A 19,433-nucleotide genomic window follows, 5' to 3' on the forward strand; every position below is an offset into this window, starting at 1 on the left:
CGGGCTTATTGCAACTCCCCCCGACGGTATGGATTGGTGTCAGGATGATCTAGCAAGGAGCGTCGTTCCTGAATGGCTTATGGTGATAATGTCGACCCTAAAAACAGGGTAGTGGCAATTGTCTTGGTCGGTTTGTTCACAGCGGTTCTGGGCTATGGCCTGGTTAACGGCTTGAACATCAGTATCGTCAAGAAAATTGCCGAAAAATTGGATGTGGTGGACGTAGAAGAACCGCCGCCGCCGGAAGAACCGCCGCCGCCGCCGCCGCCGGACAATGTCCTGCCGCCGCCGCCGCCGGTGGTGACGCCGCCGTCGGTGATTCCGCCGCCGGTGACGACGAACACGATGCAGTCGCAGCGCGAAATCCCCCCCGCGCCGCCGCCGCCGGTCTTTACGCCGCCGGCTCCCCCTGCACCGCCGCCGTCTCCGGATCTCAGCGCTGCTGGTACGCCGAAGGGCAACCCGGGTCGCTGGGCGACGAACGACGACTATCCGGCGCGCGCCATGCGTGAAGAACGCGAAGGAACCACCGGTTTCCGCGTGACCTATGGCGCCGATGGCCGGATCACGTCGTGCGACGTGACGTCGTCGAGTGGTCATGGCGATCTGGACGCCGAAACCTGTAAGCTCATTACGCGCCGCGGCCGGTTCAATCCGGGCAAGGATCGTGCGGGCAACCCCACGGGCGGGACTTACAGCAATCGTATCCGTTGGCAGATTCCGCGCTGATTTTCGGCACGGGTATCGGTTTCAAGGGCATCCAAATTTCTTGATTTACGAATATTTGAGAGGGAATTTCCACAATGTTTAATCTGATCGCAAATGCCGCCGCTGCGGCGCCGGCAGCCGCTCACGACGTAGGCCTCAGCTTGATGCCCGCAGCGATGTGCGTCAAGGAAGAGGGCCAGAGCCCCTATGGTCTCGTCCCCGCACTGTGCGAAGGCGGCGTCGTTTCGCAGCTGACCTTCCTCATCCTGCTGATCATGTTCATCGGCACGCTCTACATCCTGTTCACCAAGCTGTTCGAACAGAATAAGGTGATGAGCCAGGGCAAAGCGGTTGACGCCAATTTCTGGCGCGCGCCGACGCTCGCCGAAGGTGCAGCGAAGCTCGAAAAGAACAGCGCGTATCGCCAGGTCGTCGAAGACGGTCTGCGCGCCAACGAAGAGCATAACAAGCTGACCGATCCCGTCGAAGCACATGACTGGATGCACGGTACGCTCGAGCGTTCGCAGAACCACATCAACTCGAAGCTCAACGGCGGCCTCGCCTTCCTCGCGACCGTGGGTTCGACCGCACCGTTCATCGGTCTGTTCGGTACCGTTATCGGTATTCTTCGCGCTCTCGTGAAAATCGGTGCGTCGGGTCAGGCATCGATCGACACCGTCGCCGGTCCGGTTGGTGAAGCTCTGATCATGACCGCCATCGGTCTGATCGTGGCCGTTCCCGCGGTGCTCGCGTTCAACTGGCTGCAGAGCCGCAACAAGGCGATCGCTCGTCGTCTTTCGACCTTCTCGAACGACGTTCTCGGTTCGATCATGTCGGGTGGCCAGGTGAAGCCGATCACGACCGCTGCACCGGCGAAGGCCGCTGCTCCGGCCGCGCCGAAGAAGGCCTGATCTTCTTCCCGTCCTTCGGGACGGGAAGGGAAGGACTGGGCGGTCGCCGCTTGCGGCGGCCGCCCAGGTCCATGATAGAAATTTTGTGACAGGATGCTAATCCTATGGCGATGAGTGCAGGCAATAAGGGCGAAGACGCCCCCATGTCGGAAATCAACACGACGCCGCTCGTGGACATCATGCTGGTGTTGCTCATCATCTTCCTCATCACGGTTCCCGTGGTGCTGGAGACGGTGAACCTCAAGCTGCCCGACGTGCAGTTTGAGGTGACGACGACCAAGCCTGAAAATGTTCTGCTGTCGGTTCGTTCGGCGGACACCGACGGCGACGGCGAACCCAACCCCGAAAGCCCGGCGTGCGAAGTCTATTGGGGCCAGACCCCGGTCGATTCGAAGCAATTGCTCGAGCGCGGACAGGAAAAGCTGAAGCAGCTGCTCGAGGATATCGGCGGACCGCAGAATATCACCGAGGAAAATTTCCCCGAAGTGCATATCCGCGGCGACATCAACACGCCGTACCAGTGCATCGGCGGGGTGATCTACACCATGCAGTTCGCTGGTTTCCAGAAGATCGGGTTCATTTCCGAACCGGCCGCTGGTTCGATCGCGGTGAGCCGCCTCTAAGGGCGGTTCCGGCATAGATAAAAGGAATAAACCCATGTCCATGGCAGTTGGAGATCGGGACGACAACGAACCGATGATGGATATGAACACGACGCCGCTGATCGACGTCATGCTCGTGCTCCTCATCATGTTCATCATCACCATCCCGGTCCAGACTCACGCGGTGAAGATCGACCTTCCGGTGCCGAATGAGAATCCGAGCAACGTCGATCCGCAAAAGAACAAGGTGATGATCGACCCCGCAGGGACGATCACCTGGAACGGGACGCCGGTCGATCTGGCGCAGCTGGCAAATTATCTGGAACAGACCAAGGCACTGCCTGTCGAACCGGAATTGCAGGTCCAGCCTGACCCCTATGCGCGTTACTATATCGTCGACAATGTCATGGCGGTGGTGAAGCGCAGCGGAGTCGGCAAGCTCGGCTTTGTCGGCAACGAACAATATGCGCGCGTTTTCTGATCGCTGATCGGAAAATCCGTGTGACGGGAAGGGCCGCGAAGCGATTCGCGGCCTTTTCTTTTGCGCCATTCGGGCCGCATTTCGATTCACGAGCGTGATGCGCTGGCGGCGGCGGACGCCCGGAACCTGACATTTTCACCACCTGACTGCCGCGCGCTTGATCTCGCATGGCCCGCTGCCCGCATGGCCGACAGCCTGCTCCCCGACTTGCCCAACATTTATCGCTGCGACGAACGGCTGCGCCACGGTTTTCGTCATATCGCTATTGGAACCGGCGCCGAATAAGCGCATCCTGACTGGGCGGGATCGAAAAACGCCGCTACGGCGTTGTGATATCAGTTGGATTATCGGGGAGAAAAATCATGAACACGACCTCCAGAAAGCGCTTTGTGTTGCAGGGCGTCGTTGCGCTGGGTGCGCTGGCGCTGGCAGGCTGCGCTTCCATGGGCGGCGACAAAAAGCCCGCCGCGAACCTGCCCGTTCCCGACGCCCATGCCCAGCTGGTCGACGCACGCGGCGCCGATCGCGGTCGCGTCGATATTTTCAAGGACAGCAGCGGCCTCCGGCTCGAGGTCGTTGCGCGCGGCTTTGCCGCCGGAACCTATGGCATGCACGTCCACGCCGTTGGGCAGTGCGATGCGCCCGCCTTCACCAGCGCGGGTCCGCACTGGAACCCCACCGGCGCGCAGCATGGCCGCGACAATCCGCTGGGTGCGCATCACGGCGACCTGCCCAATCTGGTGGTCGAAACCGACACCATCGGCCGCGCGACGCTGCGGCTCGTCGGCACCCGGCTGACGGGTGAAGGCGGCGTGATCGACGCCGATGGCGCGGCTTTCGTCATCCACGCCGGTCCTGACGATATGAAGACCGACCCCAGCGGCAACAGCGGCGGCCGCGTCGCCTGCGGTGTGATCGTGGAGGGTGGAGCTTAAGCTCCACCGGCGCGCCCGGCGGTATCAAGCCCCTCCCGATCGGGGAGGGGCTCGACAGTTCAACCCGGACAAACAGGATGCGTCCGTCGGCGGCGGAGTAGCTCAGGCCCCAGCGCGCTCGACGATCGTCGCCTCCGCTGCCGGCACCGCGCGATAGGCATAGAGCAACAACGCGAGCGCAATCGGCGCGACGCCGATCAGCGACAAGATCCCGGTACGCAAATCGCCGACCGGTTTGCCGCCCACCATCGTGCCGGCCAGATCGGAAATCTGACCGACCATATAGGGGCCGAAAGACAGCCCGACCAAGGTGGTTCCGAGGAAGAAGGCGGCGGTTGCCGTCCCGCGCATCCGCGGCAGCACCAGATCCTGCGTCGTCGCGGCGGCGGCGCCGAGCGCGGTCGCGCCGAACATGCCTGCGAGGAAATTCATCGCATAGAACAGAGTCGCATTCTCGGTGGTGTAGCCGACCCAGATCGGGATGATTGGCGCGACCACGCCAAAGATAATCATCAGGATACGACCTGCCGGATTCCTCGCGCGCAGCGCATCCGCCATCCGCCCGCCGATGATCACACCGACAAAGCCGCTGAGGGCGCCATTTGCGCCCAATATGAAGGCCAGCTCCTGCTTGGGCAGTCCCAGCACCGTTTCGGCATAGGGTGCCGACCAGAAAGCGAGCCCGTAAGCGGCAAGTGCAACCAGCCCATAGCCCAGCGTCGTGCAGATAAAGGCCGGGGTTCCCCAGATCAGCCTGAAGGTCGCAGGATCGTGCGCGCGCAGCGTGCAGGCCCAGGAAAAAACGGCATAATAGCCGATACCGACCGCGATCCATTGCGGTTCGTTGCTGGTCAGGAGGATCATCCACCAGGCAAAGGCGGCTACGGCGATCGCGAAACCGATGTTGATCGCCAGCGCAGCCGGCCCGCGCTGCCAGGCGCCGATCAGTGTCAGCGGCGGCACGATCATCGTCAGATCCTTTCCGAAGGCCAGGAACGGAGTGGGCGAGCCGTGGGTCGGTACGCCATCCATTGCGCCGCGGGCCGGCTCGCGCAGCGTCGCCACCCACAGCGCGAGGATCAGGCCGGGAATGCCGACCGCAAGGAATGCCGCCTGCCATCCGACCAGCCCCATCGGGCCGCCGGCCGGATAGCCGCGGTTCCATGCCTCGACGATCAAGGCCCCGATGAACAACGAGACGCCACCGCCGAGGTAAAGCCCTGACGAATAGATGGCGAGTGCGGTTGCCCGCTGCTTCTTGGGAAAATAGTCCGAGATCAGCGAATAGGCGGTCGGGCTCGCCGTCGCCTCGCCGACGCCGACCCCCATGCGCGCCATGGTCAAGGTGAACTGGTTGTAGGCGAAGCCCGATAATGCGGTCATGACCGACCAGAGCGCAAGGCCGGCTGACAGAAGTTTCACCCGGCTCCAGTTGTCGGCCAGCCGGCCGAGCGGGATGCCGAACAAGGCATAAAAGACCGCGAAAGCGGCGCCGCCGAGAAAGCCCATATCGGCATCGGTCAGCCCCAGGTCGGCCTTGATGTCGACCGCGAGGATGCTGAGGATCTGCCGGTCGATGAAATTGAGGATATAGACGACGACGAGGACGCCCAGAACATACCAGCTATAGCCGCTGGCGCTGGTGACTGGCAGCGGTGCCCGCTCATGGGCAGTATCATTCTCATGGACCGTTTCAGCCATCTGGCAACTCTCTCCCTGACCCGTTATCGCTTTATCCCTCATGGCTAGCAGAGCGCGATGGGCGCGCAAGTTGAATGTTCGTTCAACTTTATATGACGATGTGAAGATGGGCGATATGCGCAACGATAGACAAAACGGGCCCGCGGTCCTTTTCCTCTGCCTCGGCAATATTTGTCGCTCGCCGCTGGCCGAGGGCGCCGCGCGCGCAGCCTTTGCCGATGCCGGGATCGGCGCGAGGCTTGATTCGGCGGGTACCGGTGACTGGCATGTCGGCCGCCCGCCCGATGCCCGCGCGCAGGCTGAAGCGCTTCGGCGCGGCACCGACATCGGTGACCTGCGCGCGCGTCAGCTGACCCGCGACGATTTTTATCGCTTCGACCTGATCCTCGCCGCCGACGATAATAATCTGCGCGACGCGCGGGCGATCGCACCGCCCGATGCGACGGCGCGGCTGCGGCTGATGCTCGATCTGGTGCCGGGCCGTCAGGGCGACAGCGTGACCGACCCCTATTATGGCGACGAAGACGGTTTCGCTGCGACGTGGGACGATGTCTCGGCGGTCGCGGCAGCGCTGGTCGCCGACGCGTCGGCATCGAGCGGATAGCGCGCGACGGGATGATAGCGCGCGCCGCCGTGTGCGAGCTCGCTTTCGTAGAGCAATACCTGATCGAAGACGAAGGGCGGGCTCGCCAGATCGCCGCTCTGGGCGAGGAAGGGGGCCACCGGCCCGGCGGAGCGATTGAGCCGTGCCAGCGTGATGTGCGGCACGAAAGCCCGCGTTTCGGGAGCGACCCCGACGCGCGCGAGCAATTGATTGACCTTGCGGTGGAGCGCCGCGAGCGGAGCCATCGGCTCGACCCCGGCCCAGACCATATGCGGTTGCCCGCGCCGTTCGAACAGACTGGTCCCCGCAATGCGTGCGACGATCGCGGGGGCGTGAAGTGCACCGAGCGCGGCGGCGATATCCTCGGCACGGTGGTGATCGACTTCGCCGATGAAGCGCAAGGTCAGGTGGAGCTGGTCGTCATCCTGCCAGCGCGCCGCCGAAACGCCGTGCATCGCATCGATCAGCAAGGCGCGAATGGGGCGCGGCGGGCGCAGCGCGACGAACAGGCGATGGGTCGACATGGCGCATCCAGCATAAGCCCTTCCGGCCATGCGAAAACCTCAAAGATGGGCGCTTGTCCGGTTTCGCTTGAAAGCGAAGAGGAAAATCACGATATTGGCGCTCACGGCCGGTATGGACTGGCCGATGATGGAGTAATGACAATGGCTAATTGGAACGACCCCAATGTGGCGGCTTCCGGTTTCGGAGCCAACGCGAACGCGATGGACCAGGCCGTCGATGCCGGCCTGCGGTCGTACATGCTGTCGGTTTACAACTATATGGGCTCGGGCGTGCTGCTCACCGGCATCGTTGCGATGCTGGCGTTCAACAGCGGCTTCACCGCCTCTATGGTTGGCACCCCCTTGATGTGGGTCGTGATGCTGGCACCGCTGGCGTTCGTGCTGGTGCTGAGCTTTGGCATCAACAAGCTGTCGACCACCGCGGCGCAGGTTCTGTTCTGGGTCTATGCCGGTGTGATGGGTCTGTCGATGTCGACGATCTTCATCACCTTCACGGGCACGTCGATCGCAACGACCTTCTTCGCGACCGCTGCAGCCTTTCTGGGCCTTAGCCTCTATGGCTATACGACCAAGAAGGATCTGTCGGGTTTCGGCACCTTCCTGATCATGGGCGTCGTCGGCATCCTTGTCGCGATGGTGATCAATATGTTCGTGCAGTCGAGCGCGCTCAGCCTCGCGATCAGCGTCATCGGCGTGCTGCTGTTCGCAGGCCTCACCGCCTATGACACGCAGAAGATCAAGAGCATGTATTTCTATGTCCGCGGGACCGACTTTGTCGGCAAGTCGGTGATCATGGGCGCGCTGACGCTCTATCTCGACTTCGTCAACATGTTCACCTTCCTGCTCAACCTCATGGGCAGCCGCGACTAAGCGGACGGACATTGGACACAGGAAAGCCCGGCGAAGCGATTCGCCGGGCTTTTTCTTTTGGGCATTGGTCGGGTAGCAAATCTGCCAGCAGCTGTCGGCTAGCGATCGAAAAGCGACCTCGCCCTCCTCGTCACCCCGGACTTTATCCGGCGTCCGGCGACGCTGGCGCAAATGGATCCCGGATCAAGTCCGGGATGGCGAATTTGAAGGGTACCAACCTCAACTCCACTCAAAGCCGACGTCCGGATCAGCCCGGGTTCGCCGCCTGCATCTTTGCAATCAGGCCATTGTCGATTTCTTTGGCGCGCGTGTACCCCGCGCGCTCGCGCAGGGGCGCAACATAGGTCTCGAACGCCGGGCGTGACGAGATGGTGCCGAACTGCAGCCCCCAGTCGATATGGCTGCCGACATAGACATCGGCGGCGGTGAAGCTGTCGCCCGCGACGAACGCCTTGCCCGCGACAGCGCTTTCGAGCCCGTCCAGCGCGGCCTCAAGCGAGCCGAAGCCGGCCGTCCGCTGCTGTTCGGCCTTGGGCTCGAACCCGAATTGCTTTGCGGTGATCGCCTGTTCGAGGGGCCCCGCAGCGAAGAAGAGCCAGCGGTAATAATCGGCGCGCGCGGCGGGGGCGGGCGCCAGTTTCGCGTCGGGGAAGGCGTCGGCCAGATAGGCGCAGATCGCGGCGCATTCGGTGACGACCCGGTCGCCATGGACGATCGCCGGAACCTTGCCCATTGGATTGACCGCCAGATAGGCGGGGGCTTTCATCGTCGTGTCATAGTCGAGCAATCGCTGTTCATAGGGCGCACCGACCTCTTCGAGCATCCAGCGGACAATCTGTCCGCGCGACATGGGGTTGGTGTAGAAAATCAGCTCATCGGCCATTGGACTTCTCCCTTGCAGATATGATTCGAAATCGAACATAACATGAACATTGCGGTCATACCATCGCAGGTGCTTGTTTTGTCACGGCGCCGGGGTAAGGCAAGGCGATGAGCGACGAACGCATCTGGACAGCCGCCGTGCTGGTGATCGGCGACGAGATTCTCTCGGGCCGCACGCAGGACAAGAATGTCGCGCAGATCGCGACCTGGCTCGACGTGCAGGGGATTCGCCTTCGCGAAGTGCGCATCGTCCCCGATGTCGCGGAAGAGATCGTCGATGCGGTGAATGCGCTGCGCGGCCGCTACGACTATGTGTTCACCACCGGTGGTATCGGCCCGACCCACGACGACATCACCGTCGATGCGATCGCCAGGGCGCTGGGGGTCGATGTCATCATCCACCCCGACGCGCGGGCGATTCTCGAGCGTTATTATACTGCACGAGGCAGCGAATTGACCGAAGCGCGGCTGCGCATGGCACGCACTCCTGATGGCGCCGAGCTGATCCCCAACCGCATGTCGGGTGCGCCGGGCATCCGCATCGGCAGTCTCTTCGTCATGGCAGGGGTTCCGCATATCACCGCCGGGATGCTCGACGCGCTGACCGGGACGCTCGAGGGCGGCGCGCCGCTCGTTGCCCATACGATCGGCGCGTGGGCACCCGAAAGCGAGATCGCCGACATTTTGAGCGCCGCCGAGCGCGACCATGACGGCGTCGTGATCGGCAGCTATCCCTTTTTCCGCGAGGGGCGCACCGGGGCCAATTTCGTGATCCGGGCGACCGATGCCGACCGCGTCGCGGCGTGCGTCGCCGCGCTGACTGCAGGGATCGAAGGCGCGGGCTATGCGGTGACCGACGGCGGGATCTGATCGGCCGATGCGTCGCTGCCGGTGACGCGCGGCAGTCGGCGCAGCATCACGACCGCGAGCAAGCCAAAGACTGCCGCGACGAGGAAGGCGGCGCCCGGGAAATGAACAGGCGCGTTCGCTGCGGTGAAATAAGCCATCGTCCCGGTGAGCAGCAGCGGCGCGACGAGTTGCCCCAGCCCCATCGCCATCGCCGAAATCCCCTGCACCTCGCCCTGCGTCTCCGCCGTCGCGCGGCGCGACATAAGCGCCATCAGCGACGGCTGGACGGGGGCTTGCAGCGCGACCGGGATCAGCAGCAGGAAGGCGCCCCAGGTCGTGGTGGTGAAGGCATAGCCGACATAGACCGCGACCGCGACGAGGATGCCCAGCGTCGCGGCGTCGCGCTCGCCGAAGCGGGTGACCGCTGGCCCTACGACAAAGACCTGCCCGAGCGTGATCATCACCCCCACTGCTGCAAGGCTCGCGCCGATCATCCCGGGCGTCCAGCCAAGCTGCGCGATGCCGTAAAAGCTCCACGTCATCGGATAGACGAGGCTGGCGATCTGCCACAGAACCAGCACGCTCGCGACGCCGCCCATGCCCGGCAGGCTGCGCATCGTCCGGAACGCGCCGAGCGGATTGGCGCGGCGCCAGTCAAAGGCACGGCGGCGTTCGGGCGGCAGCGTTTCGGGAAAGATAAAGAAGCCATAGAGCATGTTGGCGGCTGCGAGCGCCGCCGCGGCGACGAAGGGCGCGCGCGGGCCGATCTCGCCCAGCAGGCCGCCGATCGCTGGCCCGGCGACGAAGCCGACGCCGAATGCCGCGCCAACGAAGCCGAAATTGCGCGCGCGCTCTTCGGGCCTGGTGATGTCGGCGATCGCCGCCTGCGCCGCAGCATAGCTGCCGCCGAAGATCCCCGACAGCGCGCGGGCGATGAACAGCCAGGGCAATGTCTCGACCACCGTCAGTAGCGCATAGTCGACCGCAAGCCCGCCGAGCGCGAGAAGCAGCACGCGCCGCCGCCCGAAACGGTCGGACAGATTGCCGAGCAGCGGCGAGGCGATGAAGGTCGCGATCGCCATGACGAGGCCGATCCACGCGCCGACCTCGATCGCGTGCGGCAGGTCGAGCTCGCCGACCTCCATCACCAGTTGCGGCAGTACGGGCATGATGATGCCAAAGCCGACCGCGTCCATGAAAATGGTGGCGACGATGAAGGGGATGGTACGCGATGGGGTCACAGATGCTTTCGCCTTTTTATGTGCGTGCGGGCCATACAGCGACCCGGTGAAATCATGCTATGGCTTTTCGGTCGTTCCGTCCCTGCGGACACCGATTCCGTTTTGGAGCGTTAGCAGCCCATGAAGCTCAATATCACCGCTACGCTCGACTATCGCCTTGGCGACCCGGTCGACCTGATGCTCCATATCGAGGCGGCTGCGACCGCCGGGCAGACGATCGTTGCGGCGACGCTTGACGTCGGCGCGACCGAATTTTTCGCGCGCGTTGCAGCGCAGGACATGATCGGCGACCGCATCTGGCTGCGCAGCGGCGGCGAGCTCAACGTTCGCTATGCGGCGACAGTCGAGATCGAGCGCGTCGCTGCCGATTACCGGGCGCTCGCCAAGGTGCCGATGCACCGGTTGCCGGCAGAGGCGGTCCAGTATCTCAACGAATCGCGCTACTGCGCATCGAACAAGTTCATGCACTTCGTCCACGACGAGTTCGCGGAGGTCGAGGGCGGAGCCAGGATCGGCGCGATGCGCGACTGGATTGAACATCATTTCACCTATGCTGCGGGGTCGAGCGACGCCGAGACCAATGCGCTCGACAGCTTCGTCGAGCGGCGCGGCGTGTGCCGCGACTATGCCCATGTGATGGTCAGCCTCGCGCGCGCTGCAGCGATTCCGGCGCGCGTCGTCAGCGTCTATGCACTTGGTGTCGAACCGCAGGATTTCCATGCCGTCGCCGAGGTGTATCTGGACGGCGAATGGCATCTGGTCGACGCGACCGGCATGGCGAAGGAATCCGAAATGGCCAAGATCGCTGTCGGCCGCGATGCCGCCGACATCAGCTTCCTGACCGCTTATGGCGACATCCGGATGTTGAACCAGCAGGTGACGGTGGAGCGGGTGAAGGGAATCGAACCCTCGTCGTAAGCTTGGGAAGCTTCTGCTCTGCCATTGAGCTACACCCGCATTTCAACCATCTGGCCGTAACTTCGCTGCCTGTTTTACAGGGCGTTTTACAGTATCGGCTGACGGCACGGGCTTTGCCGTCTTCGAACGCGCCGGTCAATCCCCTGATGCGCGGGTGCGACGATGGCTCTGCGTTCAGCGCGCGGCTTCGCTGATCGTTTCCATCGCGACGAAGGTTGATGTGCTGGCGACGAAGGGCAGGCTGGAGATTTTCTCGCCCAATATGATCCGGTACCGGCGGATGTCGGAGGTGCGGACCTTGAGCAGATAGTCGAAGCTGCTCGCGATCATGTGGCATTCCTCGACCTCGTGCATCTCGCGCACCGCAGCGTTGAACTGTTTCAGCGCCGTTTCGCGCGTGTCCGAAAGTTTGACCTCGGTGAAGGCAACATGGTCGAGCCCGACCTTGGCGGGATCGACGATCGCGCGAAAACCGATGATCACGCCGCTTTGCTGCAATCGCTTCACTCGCTGCTGGCACGGGGTTTTCGACAGGCCGACCTGCTGGGCGAGATCGGTAAAGGTGATCCGCCCGTCCTGGCGCAGGATGGACAGGATTTTTCGGTCGAATGCATCCATATCGACTGTTGATGATCCATTTTTCATATGTTTCGCCTATATAATCCGAGAAAATAGGTCAAAACATAGTTTCAGTGCGGCATATGAAGGCAGATTGCCTTCACTCCATGCTTTATGGAGGATGTATGACCACATCTTCTCCCGATCGCACCGCAGTGCGCGCCCTCGCCCGTCGTTCCGAAACCGAGCTTGTCGCCGAACTGCGCGCCACGCTCGCGACCTCTCCCGCCAGCGTCGATGCGGTGACGCGCCGCGGACTGGCGCTGATTCGCAAGGCGAAGGCGGAGGGCGAGCGCGAGACGCTGGTCGCGCAGCTGATGAACCGGTACCGTCTGTCGACCGAGGAAGGCGTCGTGCTGATGTGCCTCGCCGAGGCGCTGCTGCGTGTTCCCGACAATGCGACCGCGAACGCGCTGATCCGTGACAAGATCGCCGGGCGGCACTGGGCCGATGGTGATGATGGCGATAGCCCGCTGATCGTCGCCTTGTCGTCGCGCGGCCTGTCGCTCGGGTCGGCGACGCTGATGCTCGATGCGATGGGCAGCAAGGCGAATCCGCTGACTTTGCTCAAGTCGATGGTTCGCCGTTCGGGTGAGCCGGTGATCCGCCAGGCGGCGCTCGCGGCGATGAAGATGCTCGGCCAGCAGTTCGTGATGGGCGAGACGATCGACGCCGCGGTCAAGCGCGCCGACAAGGACAAGTCCGAACTCGCGAGCTTTGACATGCTTGGCGAAGCGGCGCGCACCGCAGGGGATGCCGCGCGTTACTATGACAGCTACGCTGACGCGATCCAGCGCATCGGCCGCGATGCGAAGCCCGGCGACCCGCACGCCAATCATGGCATTTCGATCAAGCTGTCGGCGCTCCATCCCCGCTACGAATATCTCCAGCCCGCGCGGGTGCGCGACGAACTGACCCCGCATGTCATCGAACTCGCGCAGGCGGCGCGCGCGGTGAACATTCCGTTGATGATCGACGCCGAGGAAAGCGACCGGCTGGAGCCACATATGGATGTGTTCGCGGCCCTGCTCGATGCCGGGATCGCCGACGGCTGGACCGGACTTGGCATCGTGATTCAGGCCTATCAGAAGCGCGCGCCGGCGGTGATCGGCTGGCTCGCGGCGCGCGCCCGCGCGCGCGGCGTCAAAGTGTCGATGCGCCTCGTGAAGGGTGCCTATTGGGATACCGAGATCAAGCGCGCGCAGGTCCTGGGGCTGGCCGATTTCCCGGTCTTCACCGCAAAGGCGCACACCGACCTCAATTATCTGCGCTGCGCGCAATTGCTGCGCGATTGTCAGGATTGCATCTATCCAGCCTTCGCCAGCCACAATGCGATGACGCTGGCCTTTGTCGCCGAGCTGTTTACGGGCGCCGATTATGAGCTGCAGCGGCTGCACGGCATGGGCGAGGGCGCGCACGACGCGCTCGTCGCGCTCTTCCCGCCGCCGCGCCCGGTGCGCGTCTATGCCCCCGTAGGCACCCACCGCGACCTGCTCGCCTATCTCGTCCGCCGCCTGCTCGAAAATGGCGCGAACTCCAGCTTCGTCCATCAATTCTCCGACCCCGATGTCACCGCCGAGGAACTCGCGGTCGATCCGCGCAGCATCGCGAACGCCCCGGCGCCAAAGATCGCGACCGGGCTTGGCCTCTACGGCGCCGAACGCCGCAACTCGCGCGGCTATGATCTGGGCGAACCGGGCGTGCCCGAGGCGCTGGTCGCCGCGATCGCCAAGGCGCGGCGCAGCGATATCGTCGCGGCGCCGCTGGTCGGCGGCGAAGCGCGCGGCGGCACGGGCGATGCGGTGCGTAATCCCGCCACCGGCGCTATCGTGGGCCGCGTGATCGAGGCCGATGCTGCTGCTGTGGCCGCTGCTGTGGCCGCCGCGCGCGCGGCACAGGACGACTGGAGCCTTGCGGGCGGCGCCTTCCGCGCCGAACGGCTCGACCGCGCCGCCGACCTGATCGAGGAACGCGACGCGCTGTTCCTTGGCCTCGCGATCGACGAGGCGGGCAAGACATTGGTCGACGCGATCGCCGAGGTCCGCGAAGCCGTCGATTTTCTGCGCTATTATGCGGGGCAGGCGCGCGCCGGCTTTACCCATCCGGTCGTGCTTCCGGGGCCGACCGGCGAGCGCAACGAACTGATGCTCGAAGGCAAAGGCATTTTCGCGTGTATCAGCCCGTGGAACTTCCCACTCGCGATCTTCCTCGGCCAGGTGTCGGCGGCGCTCGCGGCGGGCAATGCCGTGCTCGCCAAGCCCGCCGAACAGACCCCCCTGATTGCGCATGCGGCGGTCGAGATATTGCTCGAAGCCGGAGTGCCCGGCGATATACTCCATTATCTGCCCGGACGCGGCGAGACCGTCGGCGCGGCGCTGACCGGCCATGCCGACATCATCGGGGTCGCCTTCACCGGATCGACCGAGGTCGCGCGCGCGATCAACCGCGGCCTCGCGATGCGCGACGGGCCGATTGCGACGCTGATCGCCGAAACCGGTGGCGCCAATGCCATGATCGTCGATTCGACCGCGCTGCCCGAACAGGTCGCGCGCGACGCCGTCGCTTCGGCCTTCCAGTCGGCGGGGCAGCGCTGTTCGGCGCTGCGCCTGCTCTGCGTGCAGGAGGATGTCGCCGAGACGATGATCGAAATGGTCGCGGGCGCGATGGCCGAACTCAACATTGGCGATCCGGCGCTGCTCGCGACCGACGTCGGCCCGATCATCGATGACGAGGCGCAGGCGAATATTGATGCTTATGTTGGCGAAGCGCGTAGCGCAGGGCGTGTGATAGCCGAAGCGGGCCGCACCAACCTTCCTGTCGATGGGCATTTCGTTCCGCCGGCGCTGATCCGCCTCGATGCCGTGACCGATTTGAAGCGCGAGATTTTCGGCCCCGTGCTGCACGTCGCGACATGGAAGGCGGGCGAGCTCGACCAGCTGATCGATGCGATCAACGCGTCGGGTTACGGCCTGACCCTTGGCGTCCACACGCGCATCGATGCGGTCGCGGCGCATGTCGCGGCGCGGGCGCAGGTCGGCAATGTCTATGTCAACCGCAACCAGATCGGCGCGATCGTCGGTTCGCAGCCCTTCGGCGGGCGTGGGCTGTCGGGGACGGGGCCGAAGGCCGGCGGTCCGCATTATCTGCACCGCTTCGCCGAGGAAAAGACGATCTCGACCGATATCACGGCGGCGGGTGGCAATGCGGCGCTGATGGCGGGCTAGGGTTCCGATGCTGATATGCTGGCGCAATCGCCCGTGCATCAGCTGTTCGGATTGTACCACGAGGCCCGATACAGAGTGGACGCACTGTCCCGGGCAAATACGTCCGAAATCGTCTCGCGGCGTAGTGCCGCGGCGACCCTATGTTATGGTTCCCCCCGCAGCGGAGCCAGCATAGCCTTTTCTCGCTCGGGTGCCAGTGGGGATTATGCCCCCGGCACTCCGAGCAGTTGCGCCTGTGCCTTCAACCGTCCGGCGGCTCCCGGATTGGCCGCGATGCCGTCTTTCAGGGCCTGCGCGGCTTTCGATGTTTCGCCCAGCGTCATGCGGCTGCGCATCAGCATGATCCAGCGGTCGACGTTCGCGGGGTCGGCTTTCAGTTTCGCTTCCAGTCCGCTCACCATGCCTTCGATCATCGCGTCCTGCTGGCCCTTGGGCAATTGCGACGCGGCTTCCATGTCGGATCGGCTCGGGCCGGGAATGGCGCGCGCGGCGACGGGCATTTCGTCGGCGGTCAGCGCGCGGGGCCGGGTGGCTGCGAGCCGCGCGGCGACGTCGATCTTGTGGATCTTCCCGACCTGTTCGATCGTGCGGCGCAGGTCCGCCTCCCACGGCGCGCCCTGCGGCGTGTCGGCGAGCAGCGCGAACCAGTCGTCGATCGCGCCCTTGTGATCGCCGCCAATATCCTTCTTCACCGCCATGAAATAGCGCGCACGCGGATCCTTGGCGTCGAGCGCGATTGCCTTCTGGAACGCTTCGAGCGCGTTTGCGGGCATGGGGTCGCGATCGCTCGCCATCACGCGGGCTTCGCCAAGCGCCGACCACAGCCCTGCCGAATCGGAGGCGATGGCGACGCCTTTCTCGTAAGCAGCGGCAGCGCCCTTATAATCGCCAAGGTCGAAGCGCGCGGCGCCGAGCGCGGTCCACGCCTCGGCACTGTTCGGCTCGCTTCGGGTGCGGGCTTCCAATGCGGCAAGCTGGTCGGACGGCGCCGCTGCCTGTGCGGCGGGATCAGAGGCGGATGGCGCGGAATCGCGCCAGATCGCATAGCCGATAGCGGCCGTCAGCAGCGCGAAGGCGGCGATCAATATCGCCCGGTTGGTGCCCGTCATGCCCCCGGTCTTGGCCTTCGCCATGCCATTGCTCTCGTTCATTTTTGCCCCTTTGGTCGGTTCCGCAAATAAAGCCGCGCGGCGACATGCGCCGTCTTGCCTTTGCCCGGCGATGGTGTAGCCTTTCTTCCGTAAGGTCGGTCAACGATAAAATCGTCAGGGGTCGCGCCGGCTTTCCCAGTCACAACAGGGGAGGGGTGCATGGCAGTTTCGGATCACGTCGATTTTTCGACGTTCATGGAGGGCGTCAAAAAGCGCAATCCGGGTCAACCCGAGTTCGTTCAGGCGGTTCAGGAAGTCTCGGAAGATATTTTCGACTTCATCGCCGACAAGGAAGAGTATCACGCACAGCAGATTTTGCGCCGGATCGCCGAGCCCGACCGGGTCGTGTCGTTCCGCGTCTGCTGGGAAGACGATAATGGCAATATTCGTGTCCAGCGCGGCTGGCGGGTCCAGAACAACAATGCGATCGGGCCGTATAAGGGCGGCATTCGTTTCCACCCGAGCGTCACCGAAAGCGTCCTCAAATTCCTCGCGTTCGAACAGACGTTCAAAAATGCGCTGACCGGGCTGCCGATGGGCGGCGGCAAGGGCGGATCGAACTTCAACCCCAAGGGCAAGAGCGTACGCGAGATCATGCGCTTTTGCCAAAGCTTCATGACCGAGCTGTATCGCCACATCGGCGCCGACATCGATGTTCCGGCGGGCGACATCGGCGTCGGCGGCCGCGAAATCGGTTTCATGTTCGGCCAGTACAAGCGGATCACCAACGAGTTCACCGGGGTGCTCACCGGCAAGGGGCTCGAATGGGGCGGGTCGCTGATCCGCACCGAGGCGACGGGCTATGGCGCGGTTTACTTCCTCGCCAATATGCTCGCGGCCAAGGGCCAGGATCTGGTCGGCAAGACCGCGGTCATCTCGGGCTCGGGCAATGTCGCGACGCATGCCGCGGAAAAGATCGTCCAGCTGGGCGGTAAAGTGCTCACCTTCTCGGATTCGGGGGGCTTCATTCACGATCCCGACGGCATCACCCAGGAAAAAATCGACTGGGTGAAGGCGCACAAGACGCACCGCCGCGGCCGGATTGAGGATTATTGCGCCGAGTTCAAAAGCGCGACCTTCACCGCGGGCAAAACCCCGTGGGGCGTTCCGTGCGATGTCGCGCTGCCATGCGCGACGCAGAATGAGCTGCTCGGCGACGATGCGAAGATGCTGGTCAAAAACGGCTGCATCGCGGTCAGCGAGGGGGCGAACATGCCGACGAACCTCGAGGGCGTGCATGTCTTCAAGGATGCGAAGATCATGTTCGCACCGGGCAAGGCGGCCAATGCCGGCGGCGTCGCGGTGTCGGGGCTCGAGATGAGCCAGAACAGCGGCCGGCGCGCGTGGAGCGAAGGCGAGCTGCAACAGATGCTCAAGGACATCATGGACGGCATCCACACCAGCTGCATCACCTATGGCGATCAGGGCGGCGGCTATATCGACTATGTGAAGGGCGCGAATATCGCCGGCTTCAAGAAGGTGGCCGATGCGATGCTGGCGTTCGGCGTGGTCTAGGAAAGGGTTCGGCAAGCGGCCTGTTCGCGGGTTTGACGCGATTGGTCCAACGCTATGCGCTACGACACAGGCATATGAAAATATTCCGCTATTTGTCGACGCGGCGATGGACAAAATCGGTCAAATCCCGAATGGGCATCGAAATGGCTCTGATGGGACCGGTCGGCGGGGTGTCGATACCGTTTCCGGGGTAGAGGCTTGAGGCGCAAAAGCGTCCGGGCGGGGTGAAAGGGGTTTTCGCGGATGACGACGCACGCGGAAAAGAAGCGCGGGGATCGACCATGGTCGGCGTTTGCCGCGCTGGCGTTGATGCTGCTCGCGCTTGCCATTGCCGCCATCCTCGCCGCTCCGCCTGCGCGTTCGCAGGGCGAAGGCGGTACGCGTTACACCGGCGTCGCCTCCTGCGCCGGATCGACCTGCCACGGCCGGATGGAGGGCGACGGCACCGTCGTCCGCCAGGACGAGCTGATGAAATGGCAGGAACCCTCGACCCCCGGCGGCGCACACAGCCGCGCCTGGGCGGTTCTCGGTAACAGCCGCAGCCAGTTTATCGCACGCAACCTCGGAATCGGCGATCCCGCGACGGCGCCGATGTGCCTTGGCTGTCACAGCACAGCAGGCGCAGTCGCCGCAAAGGGCGCGAGCCGTGGCAGCGTGCCGCTCGAGGATGGCGTCGGCTGCGAATCGTGCCACGGTCCCGCAGGCGGCTGGATCGCCAGCCATTATGCCGGGGTCGGCACCAACGCCAATCCCGACGCCGAAATGCGCCAAAAGCATCTCGCGAACCTGTCGGCAGGGCTCAAGAAGCTCGAAGATCCGTTGGTCCGCGCGGCCGTGTGCGTCGACTGCCATTTCGGTTCGGCGGGTGAGGGGCAGTTCGTCACTCATCGCATTATGGCGGCGGGGCATCCGCGCATCAGCTTCGAACTCGATCTCTTCTCGTCGCTGCAAGCGCATCATCAGGAAGACGCTGATTATGGCTGGCGCAAGTTCGGTTCGCCGACCGGGCGTACCGATCATGTCCAGATGTGGGCGGTCGGGCAGGCGACCGCGATCGAGCGCAGCCTTGCCCTCTTCCAGTCGAAGCGCGGGACCGAGGGGATGTTCCCCGAATTCTATTTCCTCGATTGCCACAGCTGTCACCGTCGCATTTTCGATCAGGCGAAGCCGGTGAAGACGAGCATGGATAATCCCGGCCGCGCTATTCCCGAGGGCATGCCGCCCTATAATGACGAAAATCTGATTATGCTCGCTGCCGCCGCGCGGCTCGCGTCACCGGCGCTCGCCGATCAGCTCTCGGCGCGTACCGTGGCTTTCCACAAGGCGATGGCGACCGACCGCGCGAGCGCGGTCAACGCCGCATCGCAGCTGTCGCAGACGGTCGCGGCGCTCAAGAGCAGTTTCGCCTCGCGCGGGTTTTCGGGTACCGATGCCTTTGCGATGATCGACGCGATCGCGGCGAAAGCGATCAGCGACCGCTTCACCGATTATTCGGGATCGCAGCAGGCGGTGATGGGGGTCGATACCCTGCTCAACGCGCTGGTGTCCTCAGGGCGGATCACAGTCGGCGCAGCTGCGGGCATCCGCGGCGACATCGACCGCGCTTATGTCGCAGTGAAAGACCCCAACGCCTATAAACCTGCCGATTTCCAAGGCTCGTTCGGCAGCGCCGTGCGCGCAATCCGGGCGCTGCGTTAAG

The 19,433-nt window shown here is 63.9% G+C and carries 18 protein-coding genes and 1 tRNA gene; 12 read left to right on the top strand and 7 right to left on the bottom strand.

Annotated features, from left to right (window positions below; genetic code table 11):
* Nucleotides 1-72: 72 nt before the first annotated feature.
* The 5 genes from AC1RRJ_RS16550 (at nucleotide 73) to AC1RRJ_RS16570 (ending at nucleotide 3,637) form a co-directional block, all read left to right on the top strand.
* Complete coding sequence (locus AC1RRJ_RS16550; protein ID WP_493124612.1) at nucleotides 73-729, top strand: energy transducer TonB; 657 nt, start codon at nucleotides 73-75, stop codon at nucleotides 727-729.
* Between the two features lie 74 nt (nucleotides 730-803).
* Nucleotides 804-1,619 (top strand): MotA/TolQ/ExbB proton channel family protein, encoded by an 816-nt coding sequence (locus tag AC1RRJ_RS16555; protein ID WP_493124614.1) that lies wholly within the window; start codon nucleotides 804-806, stop codon nucleotides 1,617-1,619.
* 104 nt (nucleotides 1,620-1,723) lie between these two features.
* Nucleotides 1,724-2,242, top strand: a complete 519-nt coding sequence (locus tag AC1RRJ_RS16560; RefSeq protein ID WP_493124616.1) for an ExbD/TolR family protein — start codon at nucleotides 1,724-1,726, stop codon at nucleotides 2,240-2,242.
* Nucleotides 2,243-2,276: 34 nt separating this feature from the next.
* Nucleotides 2,277-2,702: an ExbD/TolR family protein gene (locus AC1RRJ_RS16565; protein ID WP_438324475.1), complete on the top strand. Its 426-nt coding sequence runs from the start codon at nucleotides 2,277-2,279 to the stop codon at nucleotides 2,700-2,702.
* A gap of 362 nt (nucleotides 2,703-3,064) precedes the next feature.
* Nucleotides 3,065-3,637 carry a superoxide dismutase family protein gene (locus AC1RRJ_RS16570; protein WP_493124619.1) on the top strand — a complete coding sequence of 191 codons (573 nt, stop codon included), beginning with the start codon at nucleotides 3,065-3,067 and terminating at the stop codon, nucleotides 3,635-3,637.
* Nucleotides 3,638-3,739: 102 nt separating this feature from the next.
* Here the strand turns inward: AC1RRJ_RS16570 and AC1RRJ_RS16575 are convergent, their stop codons facing one another.
* Nucleotides 3,740-5,338 (bottom strand): spinster family MFS transporter, encoded by a 1,599-nt coding sequence (locus AC1RRJ_RS16575; RefSeq protein ID WP_493124621.1) that lies wholly within the window; start codon nucleotides 5,336-5,338, stop codon nucleotides 3,740-3,742.
* Nucleotides 5,339-5,453: 115 nt separating this feature from the next.
* On the opposite strand from AC1RRJ_RS16575, the gene AC1RRJ_RS16580 reads away from it, so the two are divergent.
* Nucleotides 5,454-5,942, top strand: coding sequence for a low molecular weight protein-tyrosine-phosphatase (locus AC1RRJ_RS16580; RefSeq protein ID WP_493124624.1), 489 nt, complete (start codon nucleotides 5,454-5,456; stop codon nucleotides 5,940-5,942).
* Here AC1RRJ_RS16580 and thpR read toward each other — a convergent pair.
* A complete protein-coding gene (gene thpR / locus AC1RRJ_RS16585) occupies nucleotides 5,849-6,466 on the bottom strand; it encodes an RNA 2',3'-cyclic phosphodiesterase (protein ID WP_493124626.1) in 618 nt (205 codons plus the stop codon). The genes AC1RRJ_RS16580 and thpR overlap by 94 nt on opposite strands.
* 141 nt (nucleotides 6,467-6,607) lie before the next feature.
* Here thpR and AC1RRJ_RS16590 point away from each other — a divergent pair, with 141 nt between their 5' ends.
* Nucleotides 6,608-7,336, top strand: coding sequence for a Bax inhibitor-1/YccA family protein (locus AC1RRJ_RS16590; protein ID WP_493124628.1), 729 nt, complete (start codon nucleotides 6,608-6,610; stop codon nucleotides 7,334-7,336).
* 247 nt (nucleotides 7,337-7,583) lie between these two features.
* Here the strand turns inward: AC1RRJ_RS16590 and AC1RRJ_RS16595 are convergent, their stop codons facing one another.
* Nucleotides 7,584-8,219, bottom strand: a complete 636-nt coding sequence (locus tag AC1RRJ_RS16595) for a glutathione S-transferase family protein (protein WP_493124630.1) — start codon at nucleotides 8,217-8,219, stop codon at nucleotides 7,584-7,586.
* 107 nt (nucleotides 8,220-8,326) lie between these two features.
* Here AC1RRJ_RS16595 and AC1RRJ_RS16600 point away from each other — a divergent pair, with 107 nt between their 5' ends.
* The gene (locus AC1RRJ_RS16600) at nucleotides 8,327-9,088 is read left to right on the top strand and encodes a competence/damage-inducible protein A (RefSeq protein ID WP_493124632.1); all 762 of its coding nucleotides are present in this window, start codon (nucleotides 8,327-8,329) and stop codon (nucleotides 9,086-9,088) included.
* Here the strand turns inward: AC1RRJ_RS16600 and AC1RRJ_RS16605 are convergent.
* On the bottom strand, nucleotides 9,061-10,308 hold the full coding sequence (locus AC1RRJ_RS16605) for an MFS transporter (RefSeq protein ID WP_493124634.1): 1,248 nt from the start codon (nucleotides 10,306-10,308) through the stop codon (nucleotides 9,061-9,063). The genes AC1RRJ_RS16600 and AC1RRJ_RS16605 overlap by 28 nt on opposite strands.
* A 120-nt stretch (nucleotides 10,309-10,428) precedes the next feature.
* On the opposite strand from AC1RRJ_RS16605, the gene AC1RRJ_RS16610 reads away from it, so the two are divergent.
* Nucleotides 10,429-11,226 (top strand): transglutaminase-like domain-containing protein, encoded by a 798-nt coding sequence (locus tag AC1RRJ_RS16610; RefSeq protein ID WP_493124636.1) that lies wholly within the window; start codon nucleotides 10,429-10,431, stop codon nucleotides 11,224-11,226.
* Here AC1RRJ_RS16610 and AC1RRJ_RS16615 read toward each other — a convergent pair.
* Nucleotides 11,192-11,265 (bottom strand) — tRNA-Gly (locus AC1RRJ_RS16615). The two genes, AC1RRJ_RS16610 and AC1RRJ_RS16615, sit on opposite strands and share 35 nt — an antisense overlap.
* Before the next feature lie 135 nt (nucleotides 11,266-11,400).
* The gene (locus AC1RRJ_RS16620; protein ID WP_493124638.1) at nucleotides 11,401-11,871 is read right to left on the bottom strand and encodes an Lrp/AsnC family transcriptional regulator; all 471 of its coding nucleotides are present in this window, start codon (nucleotides 11,869-11,871) and stop codon (nucleotides 11,401-11,403) included.
* Nucleotides 11,872-11,969: 98 nt separating this feature from the next.
* Between AC1RRJ_RS16620 and putA the strand changes: the two genes are divergently transcribed.
* Nucleotides 11,970-15,068: a bifunctional proline dehydrogenase/L-glutamate gamma-semialdehyde dehydrogenase PutA gene (putA, locus tag AC1RRJ_RS16625; RefSeq protein WP_493124641.1), complete on the top strand. Its 3,099-nt coding sequence runs from the start codon at nucleotides 11,970-11,972 to the stop codon at nucleotides 15,066-15,068.
* A gap of 203 nt (nucleotides 15,069-15,271) precedes the next feature.
* Here putA and AC1RRJ_RS16630 read toward each other — a convergent pair whose 3' ends face one another.
* On the bottom strand, nucleotides 15,272-16,219 hold the full coding sequence (locus tag AC1RRJ_RS16630) for a tetratricopeptide repeat protein (RefSeq protein ID WP_493124643.1): 948 nt from the start codon (nucleotides 16,217-16,219) through the stop codon (nucleotides 15,272-15,274).
* A 159-nt stretch (nucleotides 16,220-16,378) separates the two neighbouring features.
* On the opposite strand from AC1RRJ_RS16630, the gene gdhA reads away from it, so the two are divergent.
* Both gdhA and AC1RRJ_RS16640 read left to right on the top strand, forming a co-directional pair.
* Nucleotides 16,379-17,734, top strand: a complete 1,356-nt coding sequence (gdhA, locus tag AC1RRJ_RS16635; protein WP_493124645.1) for an NADP-specific glutamate dehydrogenase — start codon at nucleotides 16,379-16,381, stop codon at nucleotides 17,732-17,734.
* Between the two features lie 243 nt (nucleotides 17,735-17,977).
* On the top strand, nucleotides 17,978-19,432 hold the full coding sequence (locus AC1RRJ_RS16640) for a multiheme c-type cytochrome (protein ID WP_493124647.1): 1,455 nt from the start codon (nucleotides 17,978-17,980) through the stop codon (nucleotides 19,430-19,432).
* Nucleotide 19,433: the final 1 nt, after the last annotated feature.

The organism is Sphingopyxis sp. GW821-FHT12C06 (genome assembly GCF_058807415.1).

Coding starts and splice junctions, on each gene's coding strand:
- AC1RRJ_RS16550 (WP_493124612.1), top strand. CDS start 73: ATGGCTTATGGTGATAATGTCGACCCTAAAAACAGGGTAGTGGCAATT.
- AC1RRJ_RS16555 (WP_493124614.1), top strand. CDS start 804: ATGTTTAATCTGATCGCAAATGCCGCCGCTGCGGCGCCGGCAGCCGCT.
- AC1RRJ_RS16560 (WP_493124616.1), top strand. CDS start 1,724: ATGGCGATGAGTGCAGGCAATAAGGGCGAAGACGCCCCCATGTCGGAA.
- AC1RRJ_RS16565 (WP_438324475.1), top strand. CDS start 2,277: ATGTCCATGGCAGTTGGAGATCGGGACGACAACGAACCGATGATGGAT.
- AC1RRJ_RS16570 (WP_493124619.1), top strand. CDS start 3,065: ATGAACACGACCTCCAGAAAGCGCTTTGTGTTGCAGGGCGTCGTTGCG.
- AC1RRJ_RS16575 (WP_493124621.1), bottom strand. CDS start 5,338: ATGGCTGAAACGGTCCATGAGAATGATACTGCCCATGAGCGGGCACCG.
- AC1RRJ_RS16580 (WP_493124624.1), top strand. CDS start 5,454: ATGCGCAACGATAGACAAAACGGGCCCGCGGTCCTTTTCCTCTGCCTC.
- thpR (WP_493124626.1), bottom strand. CDS start 6,466: ATGTCGACCCATCGCCTGTTCGTCGCGCTGCGCCCGCCGCGCCCCATT.
- AC1RRJ_RS16590 (WP_493124628.1), top strand. CDS start 6,608: ATGGCTAATTGGAACGACCCCAATGTGGCGGCTTCCGGTTTCGGAGCC.
- AC1RRJ_RS16595 (WP_493124630.1), bottom strand. CDS start 8,219: ATGGCCGATGAGCTGATTTTCTACACCAACCCCATGTCGCGCGGACAG.
- AC1RRJ_RS16600 (WP_493124632.1), top strand. CDS start 8,327: ATGAGCGACGAACGCATCTGGACAGCCGCCGTGCTGGTGATCGGCGAC.
- AC1RRJ_RS16610 (WP_493124636.1), top strand. CDS start 10,429: ATGAAGCTCAATATCACCGCTACGCTCGACTATCGCCTTGGCGACCCG.
- AC1RRJ_RS16620 (WP_493124638.1), bottom strand. CDS start 11,871: ATGAAAAATGGATCATCAACAGTCGATATGGATGCATTCGACCGAAAA.
- putA (WP_493124641.1), top strand. CDS start 11,970: ATGACCACATCTTCTCCCGATCGCACCGCAGTGCGCGCCCTCGCCCGT.
- AC1RRJ_RS16630 (WP_493124643.1), bottom strand. CDS start 16,219: ATGAACGAGAGCAATGGCATGGCGAAGGCCAAGACCGGGGGCATGACG.
- gdhA (WP_493124645.1), top strand. CDS start 16,379: ATGGCAGTTTCGGATCACGTCGATTTTTCGACGTTCATGGAGGGCGTC.
- AC1RRJ_RS16640 (WP_493124647.1), top strand. CDS start 17,978: ATGACGACGCACGCGGAAAAGAAGCGCGGGGATCGACCATGGTCGGCG.